Annotated in this window: 6 protein-coding genes; 3 read left to right on the top strand and 3 right to left on the bottom strand. The window is 73.1% G+C overall.

The features are described 5' to 3' along the window. Window positions 1-15 precede the first annotated feature (15 nt). Window positions 16-9,207 (bottom strand): calcium-binding protein, encoded by a 9,192-nt coding sequence (locus AWQ70_RS24325; RefSeq protein WP_157530337.1) that lies wholly within the window; start codon window positions 9,205-9,207, stop codon window positions 16-18. Window positions 9,208-9,440: 233 nt separating this feature from the next. Continuing rightward, complete coding sequence (locus tag AWQ70_RS24330) at window positions 9,441-9,818, bottom strand: ankyrin repeat domain-containing protein (protein WP_373282370.1); 378 nt, start codon at window positions 9,816-9,818, stop codon at window positions 9,441-9,443. Window positions 9,819-9,922: 104 nt separating this feature from the next. Here AWQ70_RS24330 and AWQ70_RS24335 point away from each other — a divergent pair, with 104 nt between their 5' ends. Next, the gene (locus AWQ70_RS24335; RefSeq protein ID WP_067180142.1) at window positions 9,923-10,828 is read left to right on the top strand and encodes a proteasome assembly chaperone family protein; all 906 of its coding nucleotides are present in this window, start codon (window positions 9,923-9,925) and stop codon (window positions 10,826-10,828) included. Between the two features lie 11 nt (window positions 10,829-10,839). After that, the gene (locus AWQ70_RS24340) at window positions 10,840-12,006 is read left to right on the top strand and encodes a Gfo/Idh/MocA family protein (protein WP_067180144.1); all 1,167 of its coding nucleotides are present in this window, start codon (window positions 10,840-10,842) and stop codon (window positions 12,004-12,006) included. 152 nt (window positions 12,007-12,158) lie between these two features. On the opposite strand, the gene AWQ70_RS24345 is transcribed toward AWQ70_RS24340, so the two are convergent. Further along, the gene (locus tag AWQ70_RS24345; protein WP_067180147.1) at window positions 12,159-12,953 is read right to left on the bottom strand and encodes a tyrosine-protein phosphatase; all 795 of its coding nucleotides are present in this window, start codon (window positions 12,951-12,953) and stop codon (window positions 12,159-12,161) included. 276 nt (window positions 12,954-13,229) lie between these two features. Here AWQ70_RS24345 and AWQ70_RS24350 point away from each other — a divergent pair, with 276 nt between their 5' ends. Beyond that, window positions 13,230-14,399: an SGNH/GDSL hydrolase family protein gene (locus AWQ70_RS24350; RefSeq protein ID WP_169808733.1), complete on the top strand. Its 1,170-nt coding sequence runs from the start codon at window positions 13,230-13,232 to the stop codon at window positions 14,397-14,399. Window positions 14,400-14,496 lie beyond the last annotated feature (97 nt).

Here is a 14,496-nt window from a genome sequence, read left to right on the forward strand (position 1 = left end):
CGGCGTCTCTCCTGATCAGCCCGCGCAGGCGACGGGCGAGTCGAAGTGTCCGGGTGAGGTGGGGTACGGCGAGCCGCTGTCGTTCGCGGGGATCGCCAGCTCGCGCGCGCCCGAGGCGTCGCCCGCTCCGCGGCCCGCGCCGGCGCCCCAGGCCACCTTGGCCAGGAAGTCGAGCATCGCCGGGGAGTGCTGGCGGACGATGTTGTGGCCGCCGTTGGCCGGACCGCAGTGCGTGTAGAGGTTGAACGAGCCGTTCCAGTCGATCATCTTGTCGCCGGGGTTGGGTCCGTTGGCGGTCCGGTCGCCCTGCAGCACGTCCCGATCCGCGCCGCCGTACTGCCAGTCGACGCCCTGGTGGTGCTGGTCGTCGGCGGCGGACGCGTTGTCCTTGTCCGTCATCCGGAACCACAGGCAGGGGTCCACGACGGTCGTGAGCGTGCCGTCGGGCATACGCCCGGGGGCGCACGCGTCCGGGTAGGAGCCGCGCGGGTTGTAGTCGAGCAGGTCGGCCCCGGCGCCTCCGAAGAGGTGGTCGACGAACCGGTCGCCGGTGCCCCGGGCGGCCGGGTCGAACGCGCCGCCGGAGAGGCAGTCGGCGGTCGCGGCGTCGAGGACCGGGTCGCAGCCCTTGCCGCCCCAGATGACGTCGTCGCCGTCTCCGCCGAAGACCTCGTCGCCGCCGCTGTCGCCGTTGACCAGGTCGTCGCCGGCGCCGCCGTGCATGTTGTCGCGGCCCGGCCCGCCGCGCATGCGGTCGTCGCCTCCCGCGGCGAAGCCGTCGTGCGGCATGGCGGCGCTCACCCATGTGTCGCCGTCCGCGTCGTGCAGCAGGTCGACGCGGCGGTCGTAGGAGCCGAGCGGGAAGCCCCGGTAGGTCTCCTTCGGCGGGGCGTTGAGGCTGACCGTGAAGCCGAGCCGCTGCGCGTCCCCGGCGTCGATCCGCTCGTTCACCACGCCGCCGCGGTCGCCGAGCATGGCGTCCTCGCCCTCGCCGCCGTACATCTCGTCGTCGCCGAGCTCGCCGAACAGGTCGTCGTCGCCGGCGCCGCCGTGCAGCCGGTCGTCGCCGTCCTGGCCCCACAGCCCGTCGTCGCCCGTGTCGCCGTACAGGCGGTCGTCGCCGTAGGCGCCCTCCGGCTCGCACGTCGCCCGGGCCTGGGTGCAGAACCGGGTGGAGTCGCCGGGCAGCGCCGGGTCGTGCGTACGGGCGCGCGTCGCGTCGGGGGGCGCCTGCCCCGCCGGGTAGCGCTCGGTGTAGACGCGCTCGCCGCTCGCGGTGAGCGTGCGCACGAGCGAGCCGTTGTCGCCGAGCAGCACGTCGGCTCCGCCGCCGCCCTCGATCGCGTCGCCCTCGTCGGCCGCGCCCGGCCGGGCCGAGCCGCCGATCAGGTCGTCCTGTCCGGGGGTGGCGTCCTCTCCCTCCAGTTCCGCGGGCTCGCTCGCGGTCCCCTTCCAGCCGGGGTCGTCGAGCGGCTCGCTCGTGGTCTGGGCGGACTCGGCCGACAGCGGGAGGTCGCCGCGGATCTGGTCCGCGCCGCCGCCGCCCTCGGCGTAGTCTCCCTGGCCGCCGCCGGAGATCTGGTCGTCGCCGTCCTGTCCCCACAGCACGTCCACGCCGGAGCCGCCGGAGACGCGGTCGGCGCCGGAGCCGCCGCCGAGGAGCGTGACCGCGCGCGGAGTCATCGGCTTTCCGTCCGACCCGGCTCTGACCGTCACCCGGGCCGGCTCGCCCTCGCGCGTCACCAGGGCGTTGTCGCCGAGGACGACATCGTCTCCGGGGCCGCCGAAGAGCGCGTCGGCGGCGTCGTCCGCCGCGACGCCCGAGCCGCCGACGAGGTCGTCGTCGCCCCGGCCGCCCTCGATCCAGTCCACGCCGGGTCCGCCCTCGGCGTGGTCGTCGCCGTCCCGGCCGTGCAGCCGGTCGGGGCCGTCCTGGCCGAGGAGGGTGTCGTCGCCGGGGCCGCCGTCGGCGACGTCCGCGCCGACGCCGCCCTCCAGGCGGTCGTCACCGGGGTCGCCGAACACCCGGTCGGGCCCGATCCCGCCGTACGCGATGTCGTCGCCGGCTCCGCCGTGGATCACGTCCGGGCCGCCGGCCTCCTCCGGCGTCCCGTCCCGGTCGAAGGGACCGGTGGCGTCGCCGTTGTCGCCGACGAGCCGGTCGGCCCCGTCGTCGCCGTAGAGCGTGTCGCCCCCGTCGGCCCGGCCCGCCGTACGGCTGCCGCCGACGACCAGGTCGTCGCCGGGGCCGCCGAAGGCGGTGTCCTCGCCCGCCTCGCCCACGACGGTGTCGTCCTGGGCTCCGCCGTACAGGGTGTCGTCGCCGGGGCCGCCGGTCACCTCGTCGGCCCCGTCGTCGCCGAACGCGGTGTCGTCGCCCGAGCCGCCGCTGACGGAGTCGTCGCCCGCGCCGCCGGACAGCCGGTCGTCGCCCCGCTCGCCGCAGACGCGGTCCCGGCCGCCGCCCGCCTCGACCCGGTCGGCTCCGCCGCCGGCCGAGACGGTCTCCGCGCCATCGCCGCCGAGGACGAGGTCGCGGCCGTCGCCGTCGCCGTCGTGCTCCTCGCACGGCTCGGCCCGCTGCCGGTCGCCGAATATCGTCGCGCCGCCGTCGCCGCCCACGATGTGGTCGTCGCCGTCGCCGCCGACCAGCAGCTTGGCCGAGGGTTCCACGCCCGCGGGCAGCGGCAGGTGCCGCACCTTCCTGACCGGTCCGAAGTCGTCGCGGCCCTCGGCCTCGCCGACGTCGGACGGCTCCGCGATCACCCAGTCGTCGCCGGGGCCACCGAAGATCTCGTCCTTGCCGTGACCGCCCGCGAGGACGTCGTCTCCGCCGCCTCCGAGGATCCGTACGTGCTCGCCCGGCCGGGAGCCGCCGGCGACCAGGTCGACGGCCTGCCCGCCGTACACCGTGTCGTCGCCCGCGCCGGTGTCGACGAGGTTCGGGCCCGAGTCGGGCGGACCCGCCGCGTCCGGGCCGAACTCCTCGCGCGGCCCGGTGTGGATCTCGTCGGCGGCGGAGCCGCCGGTGAGGGTGTCGCGGCCCGGCCCGCCGACCAGCAGGCTCGGCTGGGCGCGGTAGCGGGGCGACGGGTCGGTCACGGCGAGCGGGCTGTCGGAGGCGACGCCGATGGTGTCGTCCCCGCCGTTGCCCCACAGGTGGTTCCGGCCGAGCCCGGCGGCGATGCGGTCGTCGCCGTCGCCCGGGCCGTCGGCGGGCGCGCCGGGCAGGCCGTCCGCGTCCCAGTCGGCGACCTCGACCTTGCCGACCTTCCGGATGGCGGGGGTCAGGCGGCCGTCACCGGCCACCCAGCCGCCCGCGCCACCCACGGTCAGGTGGTCGTCGCCGGGGCCGCCGGCCACGATCGCGACCCGCTTGCCCTGCTCGTCGTACAGGTCGGCACTGGTGATCTGGTCGTCGCCCGGACCGCCGTCCACGATGTTGGTCCCGGAGCCGGCCAGGATCATGTCGTCGCCGTCGCCGCCGAACGCCACGACCTTCCGATCGAACGGGTACGGCGCGCCGGAGTCGTCGGCGTACCCCTGGAAGACCAGCCGCAGCGCGCCCTTCGCGCCGCGCCCGTCGGCGAGCACCCGGTCGAGGCCGCCGGTGCGGTGCTCCTCGCGCACGCCGAGCGCGCTGACGACGAAGCCCTCGTCGCCGGGGAGCTGGCTGACCGTCCACTGCTCGGCGTCGTCACTCGGCTTGGCCGTGCTGCCGCCCCTGGCCGCGCGCATCGGGCCGATGTGCAGCACCAGCGCGCTTCCGCTCTCGGTCGCGAGCTTCGGCGGGTCCTCGTCGCACTTCGGTTTCGCGGAGAAGTCGAGCAGCGTGGCCTCGACGATCGTCCAGTCGAAACGTTTCTTGAAGATCGAGAACCCGATCTCCACCCAGGCCTTCAGGTAGACCTTGAGCTTGCCGTCCATGGTGAACAGGCACAGCGGGTTGCGCAGCAGGACGCCCGAGAACTCGTAGAACCTGAACTTGCCGTCGTTGTTCGGGTCGGCCCAGAGCATGGAGACGGTCAGCGCGATGCCGCCGCTCACTCCCGCCTTGACGAGCAGCAGGTCGACCGCCGCTCCGGCCTCCAGCGTGCCGTACAGCGTGATCGCGGGCAGGGGCCGGCCGCGCTCGTCGGCGGTCCTCAGATAGAGGCTGTCGAGGATCTGGAGATCGGCCTCGCCCTGCTCGATCGCCTTGCGGATGCCGTACGTGTCGAAGCCCGCCCTGATCCGCGCCTCGACGCCGGCGGTGCCGGAGATGACCACCATGATGGGCGGCGGCGCGTACACCGGGCCGAAGGACTGGCTGTAGGTGAAGCCGAGGCGCAGCGGGCCGGAGTCGTACTCGACCAGCTCCACGTCCTTGCCCATCAGCAGACTGAAGATCGACCGGCCCGCGTTGTCGAGCACGGGGAAGCTGAAGCCCGCGCTCTTGGAGCGCGTCATCGGTCCCTGCTCGGCGGCCGCGGCCTTGCCCTCGCCCTTGCCCTTGGCGCAGTTCCTGGCCCCCTGGTCGAGCGCCGCGAACAGGTCGTCCGTCTTCGGGGCCACGTCCTTGATCAGGGAGTCCGCCACGTCCGGCGAGTTCGCCGTGGTGAGCGCCCGGTCCCCGGCCACGGTGAAGTCGCCGATGGGGATGTGCAGCTCGCCCTGGCAGTCGGGAAGGGAGGAGACCAGCTTCAGGATCTCGACCGCACGCTCGATGAACTGGGTCGCCTTGCCGCCGCCCAGCGTGTTGTACTTCTCGGCGATCGTCATCAGGTTGACGTCGCCGCCGCCCGCGGCCCGGCTCAGGTCGGACAGCACCGGAATCGGCGCGTAGAGCTGGTCGACCACCGGCCGGACCGGGTCGGTGAGCCGTTTGACCTGGGTCACCACCGGGCCGAGGACCGTACGGAAGAAGTCACCGGCCTCCAGGTTCACGTTCGTGAACGCGATGGACAGATTCGCCGGGTCGGGGGCGCCTCCCTTGGTGAGATCCCAGTCGAGGTGGAAGTCGCCGAACAGTCCCGGGAGCATCGGCGAGCCGGGCGTCACGGTGAAGCGCCAGTCGATCGCCGTGTTGGCGTGCAGCGAGGTCTCCACCAGGTCGCCGGCGTCGGCGAGCTGGGCGAGCCCGATCCGGCCGACGGGCTTGAGCCCGATGCCGAAGGTCCCCGCGAACAGGTCGGGCGACTGCGGCGTGCGGTTCTTCAGGGTGATGTCCAGGATGGCCAGCTTCGCCGTGATCTCCTCGGGCAGCGAGACGTTCACGCCGACGTCGGCCCGCGGCCTGCTGTCCGGCGTGGCGTCCACGTAGAAGCCGCTGGTCCTGTCCAGGCCAACAGTCGCCTCGATCCGCCAGCCGACCTTGGCCTGCACGCCCTTTCCGGGGCCCTGGCGCAGCGCGAGGCCGGGGATGCCGATGTCCAGCCGCCGCTCCAGGCTCGCGCAGCCCTCGACGCAGCCCTTCGCCGGGTCGACGACGCCCTTGCCGACGCTGATCTTGAACGCGATGCCGGTCAGCTCGGCGCCCTTGGCCTCGTCACAGGCCTCGGGTTTGGCGGGATCGGGGTTCGGCGCCTGGACGCAGGTGATCAGCGGTTGCACGCCGGGGCCGATCTTGGGCGCCAGCTCGGCGTTGTACCACTCGCGCAGGCCCTTGCCGGTGCCGCTCGGCACCTTGCCCATCGCCGCCTTCACCTCCGCGCGCTTGGCGCCGATGAAGTCCGCGCCCTGCTGCAGGTCGTGGCCGACCATCGGCAGCTTGCCGTCGTATGCGGCGATGCGCATGCCGGTCTCCAGCGCGGCCAGGTAGCGGTCGATGCCCTCGCCCAGGTTGCTCCAGTCCAGCTCCAGCCCCGCGGGCAGCGTGGAGAAGTCGAACGAGGGCAGCTCCAGCCGGTCGATGTCGCCGGGCAGCTTCGTGGTCAGGTCGAACATCTCGGCCAGCCGGGCCGCCCTGGGCAGCCGCAGGACGAGCGCGTGCTTGCCGTCCGCGGTGATCGGGTTGCCGGCCAGGTAGGCGGGCAGCACCGCGCACAGCGCGAGATCGGTCTCGTCGCGCCGGGGGTCGCGGTCGCAGGAGACCGGCTCGCTCGTCTCGTTGAGCGCCAGGTCGAGCCCGGAGAAGAAGTCCCCGACGGGCACCGGCTCCTGCGACTCACCGCCGTACCGGAGGCCCACGCCGTAGTCGAGCCTGGCCTGCAACGGGTCGTCGCCCGCCTTGCCGATGGAGAGGGGCAGCGGTCCGACGTCGGCCTTGACGACGCCGTCGAGCCGCGCCTTCGCCTCCAGGTCGACGCTGGACCCGGTGTCGATCAGCAGGTCGCGGGCGAGGTCGAAGTCGCGCTTGAGCGCCACCTGCAGGTCGAGCCGCACCTGGCCCTCGATCTCGGCGTCGAGCGTGCCGGAGCCCGAGGCGGCGACCAGGCTGCGCTCGCCGAAGGAGAAGCGCAGCGGCTCCTTCAGCGCCGCCTTCTTGTCGTACGCCAGGGAGAGCCGCAGCCGGCCGTCCTCGTAACCGATGCGGACCTGGCCGCCCAGCGCCTTGTTCAGCTCGGCGACCAGCGCCTGCACGGTGTCCGGCGGGGCCGCGGCCAGCCGGTCGACCGCGTCCCTGAGCGGCGAGCGCAGCGCGTACGCGGCGCCCGGCTCGGGGAGCGCCTGGCCGAACTTCGCGGTGAACGCCATCGTGTGCTCGCCGCAGACGGCCGAGACGGTCATCAGACGGGTGCCGATGATCACCCCGCGGCCGATGTGCGCCCGGGTGAACGTGCGCGACGGGTCGGTGACGAAGCCGTTCTCGCCGCCGCACGCGCCGTCGCCGTACACGACGCCGGGGCCCGAGCCCATCTCCTCGGCGGCGACCAGGTCGGAGACCGAACGGCCGAGGAGCGGCAGCTTCGTCGTCATCGCCTTGCCCACCTGCCCGCTGCCCTGGACCCGTTCGAGGTAGGTGGCCAGCGCCCCCAGCGACTTGATCAGCGCGCCGAACAGCGCGCGGGGGTTGTCGGGGTCGAAGGCGAAGCCCTTGACCTCGCCGAGCCGGTCGAATCCGCGGAAGGTCAGCGCGTCGGGCGTGCGGATGTCCGGCATCTCCACGTCGCCGGTGACCTTGCCCCCGAAGAAGTCCGCCATCCCGGGCACGCCCAGGGTCAGCCTGGCCTGGGCGGCGGCGTCCACCTGGGACGTCAGGATCGCGCCGGGATCGCTCGCCAGCCGCTCGAACAGCCGCGTCAGCGGTATGTCGCCGACGTTCTTGAGCGCGACCTTCACCAGGTCGCCGCCCTTGCTGCCGGTCATGGAGAGGTCTCCGGTGAGCTGCACGCCCAGGTAGCCGACGACGGCGTCGACGTTGACGGAGCTGCGGACCGACACCCTCGCGCCGAACAGGTCGCGGCCGGTACGCAGCATGACCCGGTCGGCGGGCCTGGGCAGCTCGGTCACCACGGTCGAGCCGCCGTCGGGGTTGGTGTGCTTGTAGGGGCAGGCCTTGCCCTGGCCGTCCGGCCGGGTGGCGCAGGCCTGCCCGGTGGCCGCGTCCCCGAGGTCGAGCACGACCGTCGCGGAGGCGTGGTAGCCGCGCATCACCCCGGCCACCGAGGTGGCCGCGTTGGCCTGCGCGAGCCCCGCGCGGGCCTTGAAGACGTCGCCGAAGGAGACCTGACCGATCATCGGGTCCGCCGCGGCGATCCGGTACGGCGTGCCCGCCGCGGGCACGCCTCCGCGCCACCCGTCCTCGGCGACGGTGACGGTGTCGGCGGTGTTGTCGGCCACGACGCCGGTCGACGTGCCCGCGGTGACCAGGCGTCCGGCGAACTGGCCGGGTGTCCACTTCTGGCCGGAATGCTTGAGCGTCGTGGCGGTGTAGGTGACACCCGTGCCCGCCCCGCTGCTGGTCTGTCCGGCGGGGTTGAGCGGCTCGGGCACGGGGTTGACCGTGCGATCGACGACGAGCGTGAAGACGATCTTCTTGGTGGTGTCGTCGTAGCCCGCGTCGGCGACCTTGATGATGGCGCCCCCGGGAAGCCCGCGCGCTTTGGCGAGCGCGCCGAACATGTCCTGGATCGAGGTGAAGGTGGGCCGGCCGGTGTTCCGGTCGACGCTCTGGGAGACGAACGTGTCGAGCGCCTCGGACACTCGGACGGCGTCGGCCAGGGAGCCGCGCATGAACGGCAGGTCGACGTCGCCCTGGTCGCCCCAGCGGGCCCGCTGCACGGCGGTGATCGCGTTGGCCAGGTGGCCGAGCCCGTCGAGCAGGTCCTTCGGGGTGAGCGCCTGGAAGCGGCCGAGCCGGTCGAGGTCGTCCTGGCTCACGGTCACCTGGGGCCCGCCCACGGCGATGTCCGGCCAGCTCACGGCGATGGTCGCGCCCGCGCCGCCGACCTGCGCGCCGGCGAACGGCTGCGCGGTCACCTCCAGCCCGGCGGTCGCCGACCCCTTCCTGGAGAAGGCGAACAGCCCGGCCGCCGCCCCTTCCGCCCCCAGCTCCCGCAGGTCGAGCCGGCCGTCGCCGTCCGGGTCGGAGGAGGTGGAGGCGAACGCGGCGGTGAAGGAGAGCGCCGAGCCCGGCGACAGGTCGACGCCGAGGATGCCGAAGGCGGCCGACGGCTTCGCCCCCGCGACCAGCCGCCCGTCCGCCTGGACCGTCAGCGCGGCGTCCTTGCCCAGCCAGACCGACCCGGTGGCCGGGTCGTAGCCGAAGGAGAGCTTGGCGGCGAGCTTCAGCGCGACGTCGACGCCGCCCGAGGTGTCCAGCGAGATCCTGGGCTGCGCGCTCGCGATGGAGACCGGCCGGTCGGCCACGTTCCTGGTGATCTCCAAGGTCAGGTCGAGGCGTCTGGTCCGCCCGTCGGTGCCCGCCTTCGCCAGCAGCCGCCCGGCGCGCGGGCCGGGGATCTCGTACGCGTCCTCGAGATCGTCCAGGCTGGTGAGGTCCTTGAGCCGGTCGTACATCGCGACCTGGAACAGGTCGGCCAGGCCCAGGGCGTCCTCACCGCCGGGGACCAGGCCGACGAGGGGCAGCGGCTCCCCCATCGGGCCGAGTTCCGCCAGTCCCTCGCCGAGTGCGGCGAAGCGCTCGACCGCGGAGAGGAACGCGGTGGTCTCCGCGTCCCTGCTCGTCGCCGCGGCGGCGGGAGGCACCCCCGTGACCAGTCCCGCCAGCACCCCGAGCACGCACAGAACACCTAATAATCGCTGCCGCATCGCCAAGACCCCCATACCGGACAGCCGAGATATCGGGGATCTGTGTATCGACGGGCTCTTGTGAACGGCTTGGCGGCCACTCCAAACGCAGCGTGCGGCCCATGCGGTCGCCCGGGCGGTCACCCGCGCGGCCGCACCCCGACGGCCGACCGCGGCGCCTCATGGCGTCACGATCGGCGTCAGGCGGCGGCGTCAGGCGGCGGCGTCAGGCGGCGGCGTCAGGCGGCTTCAGGGGGCGGCGTCACGGCTCAGCCGACGTCGAACAGGCCGTCGAGGCCGAACATGCGCGCGGTGTCGATCGCCGACGGCGTCCCGGCGCGAGGATCGGCGCCGGCCCGCACGAGGACGTCGACCACGTCGAGCTCCTTCTTGAACACGGCGCCCGCGAGCGGGGTCTGCCCGCGGTCGTTGGCCCGGCCGGGGTCGGCCCCCCGTTCGACGAGCGCGCGCACGGTGTCCGCGTGGCCGTGGTAGGCCGCGAGCATGAGCAGCGTGTCCCCCTTGTCGTTGCTCAGGTTGACGGGCACGCCCGCGTCGACGTACGCGCACAGAGCGGCGGTGTCGCCGGCTCGCGCGAGCCCGAACAGCTTGGTCGCGAACTCTTCCAGTTCCGGGTCCGGCTCCATGCGAACCATTGTCCACCGGTAGGGTCCAGCACACCGACGCGGAATCCGTGGGACCTCTCGCTGGTTCTCCAGAGAAACGTTGACGAGGAAAGGCTGGGACTCAGGTGCTCGACCCGACGGATCTCTACAGGCTCGACGGGGACGCCCCCGAGCTGGCCGATCCGGTGCTGCTCTACCATTTCGAGGGCTTCGTGGACGCGGGCGGCGCGGGCCGGCTGGCGCTCGGGCACCTGCTCGCCGAGCTGGACCACCGTCTGATCGCCACGTTCGACGTCGACCGCCTGCTCGACTACCGCTCACGCCGTCCGGCGATGGTCTTCGACGGCGACCACTGGGTCGACTACGAGACCCCGGAGCTGGCGGTCTACCTGGCCGACGACGCCACCGGCACCCCGTTTCTGATCATGACCGGTCCCGAGCCCGACCGCGAGTGGGAGCTGTTCACCGAGGCCGTGGGCATGCTGGCGACCCGGCTCGGCGTCGGCAAGATGGTGACCGTGCACGGCATCCCGATGGGCGTCCCGCACACCCGCCCGCTCGGTCTCACCGCGCACGCCAGCCGCCCCGAGCTGGTCTCCGGGGCGCCCAGCCCGTTCGGCAAGGTCCAGGTGCCGGGCAGCGTGGCCGGTCTGATCGAGCTGCGCCTCGGCGCCAAGGGGCACGACGCGCTCGGCTACGCCGTACACGTGCCGCACTACCTCGCCCAGGCGGAGTACCACCAGGCGGCGGTGGCGGCCCTGGAGGCGGTGACCCGGGGCACCGGCCTGGTGTTCCCCACCGACACGCTCCGCGCCGCCGCCGAGAAGACCAACGCCGAGATCGAGGAGCAGATCGAGGCGTCCGAGGAGCTGTCCGGCGCCATCCGCGGCCTGGAGCAGCAGTACGACGCGTTCCAGGCGGGCACCGAGCGGCAGAACCTCCTCGCCGAGGACACCCCGATGCCGACGGGCGAGGAGCTCGCCGCCCAGTTCGAGGCGTTCCTCGCCGAGCGGGACGACCGCGAGGGCTGAGGCCGCCGGTCATGTCACGGGAACCTGAGATCCGTGTCGGCCTCGTCGGGTACGGCACGGCCGGCGAGTTCTTCCACGCGCCGCTGATCGCCGCCACGCCGGGCCTCCGGCTGGCCGCGGTGGTCACCGGGGACCGGGAGCGGGCCGGCCGGGCGCTGCGGGCGCATCCGGGCGTGGACGTGGTGGCGTCGGCCGGTGAGCTTCCCGGCCGCTGCGACCTCATCGTGATCGCCTCTCCGAACCGCACGCACGTGCCGCTGGCGCGGGCGGCGCTTGAGTCGGGCCTTCCGGCGGTGGTGGACAAGCCGCTCGCCGGGACCGCGGCGCAGGCCCGCGACCTGGTGCGGCTGGCCGCCGAACGCGACCTGATGCTGACCGTGTTCCAGAACCGGCGGTGGGACGGCGACTTCCTGACGATCCGCCGCCTGCTGCCCGAGCTGGGCACGATCCGGCGGCTGGAGTCCCGGTTCGAGCGCTGGCGGCCGGTGCCCAAGGGCGGATGGCGCGAGCTGGGCGGCGCGGACGAGATCGGCGGCGTGCTCTACGACCTCGGCAGCCACCTCGTCGATCAGGCGCTCCAGCTCCTCGGCCCGGTCTCCACCGTGTACGCCGAGACCGATGTGCGCAGGCCGGGTGTGCGGTCCGACGACGACGCGTTCATCGCGCTGACCCATGTGAACGGCGCGCGCTCGCATCTCTGGATGAGCGCGGTTGCGGGACGGCTCGGCCCCCGCTTCCGCGTGCTCGGCTCGCGGAGCGCGTACGTGAAGTGGGGCCTGGACCCGCAGGAGGCGTGCCTGCGCGCGGGCGAGCGTCCCGACTCCGCCGCGGCCCCCGGGGGGACCGGCCCCCTCGCGGGACGGGACGGCGAAGGCCGGGGAGCGGAGCCGCCGGATCACCGGGACGCGCTCCGCGTCCGGGACCACGGCTGGGGCGTCGAACCGCCGGACCGGTGGGGCGAGCTGGGCGTCGAGGGCGACAACCGCCGGGTGCCGACGGAGCCGGGGGCGTACCAGGAGTTCTACGCGGGCGTCGTGGCGTGTCTGCGGGACGGCGCTCCCCCGCCCGTCGACCCGCGCGACGCCGTGGCGTCCCTCGCCGTTTTGGAGGCGGCCCGGCACTCCGCGGCCACCCGCACCGTCGTCTCCGTCGTCGAACCGCCGGAGACCTCCCGCTGAGCCGTTCACCGGATTCACCCGAACGTTGTCAGCACACGGTCATCGTCACCGACAGTCGTCCCGGCCCGGCTTCCCGGAACGGCGTCGCGCCGGGACGCGTCCTTCCGTCCCGGCGCGACGCCGATCGACCAGTCGGTCACACGGTCACACGGTCAGGCGGTGAGGCGGGAGCGGAGGGCCTCGGTGTCGCCGTCGGTCCAGCCATTGCGTTCCAGCCATCCGAAGGGGCCGCCGAACCGCGTGTCGAGGGTGCGCAGGAACTGCTCCATGTACTCCGGGCGCGGCAGGTGGTGGTCGGCGGGCTTGCCGTCGAGGTCGGCGCGGTAGGTGTCGCTGGCCCGCAGGCGGGCGAGGACGCCTTCCAGCCGTTCTCCGGTGGCGGCGTAGTCGGCGACGATCGCCTCCCGCGTCACCCCGGCGACGGCGAGGGCGAGCGCGCTCACCACGCCGGTGCGGTCCTTGCCCGCGGCGCAGTGGATCAGCGACATGCCGTCGTCGCGGGCGAGCACCCGCAGCGCCGCCACGACCGAGTCGGGCCGGGCGCGCAGATATCCGTAGTAGTAACCGGTGACCCGCAGCTCGTCGTCGAGGCTGTGCGACCGGCCCCAGGGCAGGACCTTGTCCCCCTCGATCGTGTCCGCCTCCACGTCGGTGAAGCGGCCGGCCTCGGCGAAGAGGCTGTGGTGGTGGTGGCCCACCTCGGGGATCCGGGTCAGCGGGCCCGGCCCCTCCAGCCGCACCTCGGCGTACGAGCGCAGGTCGACCACGTGTCTGAGCTTGAGCTCCTCGACCAGCAGGGACAGATCTCCGCCGGTCAGCCCCTGAAGGTTGTCACCTCTGAGGACCCGCCCGAAGCTCGTGGTCCCTCCGTCCTCGGTCGGCAGACCGCCGAGGTCCCTCACGTTGACGGCGCCGTCGAGTGCAATCCAACGTTCGTTCTCGTTCATCGCCTCGACCCTATCCGGCGTGTGCGTCCGCGCCGGGATGGGCGAGTGAATCCTCGGTGACGGGCCGCCGTCCTCCCTACCTGTGATCTTTGGCCGCGACGTGCCGGACCGGGCCGGATGGCGCGACAGGTGTGACCGTTTTTCCCGGATGATTCCTCGTTGACTGATGCGTCAACTGTGACAATTGCCCGTAATGTAAGCCGTCGCACGGTGCGATCAAACAGGAGGACGACGATGCGACGGCCGGTTCACCGGGGGGCCATGGCGGTAGTGGTCATGACTGCGGTGATGGCGGGAGTGCTTCCCACGTCACCGGCCGGGGCCGAGTCCCGGCGCCTGGTGGGGACGTGGTCCACCGCGAGCGACCGGCTCACCCCCACCGACCGGCTGGCCGTCACGATCGGCGGTCAGACCGTCCGCATGGTGGCGCGCACCAGCATCGGGGGATCCGCCGTGCGCGTCCGCCTGTCCAACGTCTTCGGCACCGCGCCGGTCACGTTCAAGAACGTGCACCTGGGCCTGCAGGCGTACGGGGCCGAGATCGTGGCCAAGAGCAACCGCCAACTCACCTTCGGCAAGCGGAAGTGGGTCACGGTACGCCCCGGCCAGGCCGTCTGGAGCGACCCGCTCACAGGGAAGTTCTCCGGGCGTCAGGACCTGGTGGTCAGCGCGTACGTCCCGACCGCCGTCGAGGAGGTCACCGGCCACGACCGGGCCTACGCGACGACCTACCTCTCCACGCCCGGCGACCACGCGGCGAACGAGTCCTCGGAGGCGTTCGCCACCACCAGCACGCAGTGGTACTTCCTGGACCGGATCGCGGTGACGGCCGGCGGCGACTCGGGCTCCGTCGTCGCGCTGGGCGACTCCATCACCGACGGCACCGGCCAGGGCAACGACGCGAACCGGCGGTGGACCGACTACCTCTACCAGCGGATCGGGCGGCTGCCGGCCAAGAAGCGGATGGGCGTCCTCAACGTCGGCATCGCCGGGAACCGGGTGCTGCAGCCGGGCGTCGGCCCCAGCGCGCTCAGCCGGTTCAAGAGGGACGCGCTCTCCCAGCCGGGCGTCCGCACGATCGTGGTCCTCGAAGGCATCAACGACATCTCCCGCGGCGAGTACACGTCGGCGAAGCCGCTGATCGACGCGTACAAGAAGATGATCAAGCTGGCGCGCGCGAAGAAGATCCGCATCCTCGGCGGCACGCTGACGCCGTTCTACGGCTACTCGACCTGGACGGAGGAGCGCGAGGAGATCCGCCAGGAGGTCAACGTCTGGATCCGGACCAGCAAGGCGTTCGACGGCGTGATCGACTTCGACCAGGCGGTGCGCGACCCCGGGTTCCCCGCGCAGCTCGCCGCCGCCTACGACCACGGCGACCACATCCACCTCAGCGACGCCGGACGCCGCAGGCTCGCGTACGCGGTGCGGCTCTCCCAGCTCTGACGCCCCTCTGACGGCCCTCTGACGACCCTTCGACGGCGCCGCCGGGCGGCGTTGGCCGCCCCCTCCCCGGGTAGTGAACGGATTCGCGAACGAGGAG

This window comes from Microtetraspora niveoalba, from assembly GCF_001570405.1.
GTDB lineage: Bacteria > Actinomycetota > Actinomycetes > Streptosporangiales > Streptosporangiaceae > Microtetraspora > Microtetraspora niveoalba.